Raw genomic sequence first — 1188 nt, 5'->3', positions numbered from 1 at the left:
CGCCCGAACCGCCCGCACGGCCGCCCGAGCCCCCCGCCCAGCCGCCGCAGCCGCCGCCGGAGCAGCCGCGCAATACGGATATCGACCGCGCCGACCGCCAGGGCGCGCGGCGCGGGCGGACGCAGATCATCCTCGCCTGGGATGACCGCAACGACCTCGACCTCGCGGTGATCTGCCCGAACGGGCAGCGGATCGACTACCGGAGCCGCGCGGGCTGCGGCGGGGCGCTCGACATCGACCGCAATGCGGCGGGCGGGCCGACCACGCGCACGCCGGTGGAGAACATCGTCTTCGACCGTGACCCGGCGCCTGGCACCTATCGCATCGTCGTCGACTACTTCGACCGGGTGGATGCGCCGAGCACGCCCTATCGCGTGACGGTGCGGCAGGAAGGCCAGCCGGATCGCGTCATCACCGGCACCGCGCGCCAAGGCGTGCGCGACCAGGTGGTCGGGGAGTTCACCGTCCCATGATCCCGCTGGTCACCACTCGCCCGCAGGACCTGCGGCCGCTGCTGCCGATGCCGCCGGCCGAGGCCTTCTCCGCGCTGCAGGAGGCGGCGGGGCGGCTCTCGCCTGCCCATGCCGCGCTGTTCGCCATGCCGGTGGCCGAGGACGGTGCCATCGCCTGGGGCGCGCCGGGGCAGCGCATGGCGCGCTATGCCGACCTCGATGCGGCGTCGCGCGCGGCGCTGACGGCGGAGGCGGGGCGCATCCTGTCCGATCTGCGGCGGGAGGCGGAACGCGAAGCGGCCTCCGGCGGCGGGATGCTGGCGCGGCTGTGGCCGGCGATCGCGGAGATTCCATCCTTCGACCTGGTCTTCGCGGTGGACGGGCGGCCGGTGCTGGCGGGCTGGGGGCATGTCGGCGCGGCGGCGCCAGGGCCGCTCGGGTTGCTGGCGCGCTTCGACGACGGCGTGCACTGGCAACCGCCGGCGCGCCGGCCCTGGGGGGTGTGGCTGGTGACGCTGGGCGCGCTCGCGCTGCTGGCGCTGCTGGCAGGGCTGATCGGGCCGCTGGTGGCCTGGCGCTTCTTCACGCCGCCGCAGGCGGCCTGCGTCGCGGCGCAGGGCGATCTCGAGGCCCTGGCGCGGCTGATCGATGCCGAGCGCGGCGAGCGCGACCTGCGGCGGGAACTGGCGCGGCTGGAGGAGGAACTCGGCCGCCGGCGGCTCGCCTGCCCGCTGCC

At 76.0% G+C, this 1188-nt stretch carries 2 protein-coding genes; both read left to right on the top strand.

The annotated features are described in order from the left end of the window. Window positions 1–473 (top strand): hypothetical protein (locus GXW76_RS25410; RefSeq protein WP_211864922.1); only part of this gene is annotated, 473 nt, incomplete at its 5' end. After that, a partial coding sequence (locus GXW76_RS25405; protein ID WP_211864921.1) for a hypothetical protein occupies window positions 470–1188 on the top strand: 719 nt, incomplete at its 3' end. The genes GXW76_RS25410 and GXW76_RS25405, both read left to right, overlap by 4 nt.

This window comes from Neoroseomonas soli, from assembly GCF_018129065.1.
Lineage (GTDB): Bacteria > Pseudomonadota > Alphaproteobacteria > Acetobacterales > Acetobacteraceae > Neoroseomonas > Neoroseomonas soli.
The sequence above is the reverse complement of the archived record's forward strand: the minus strand, read 5'-3'. Positions and strand labels throughout refer to the sequence as shown.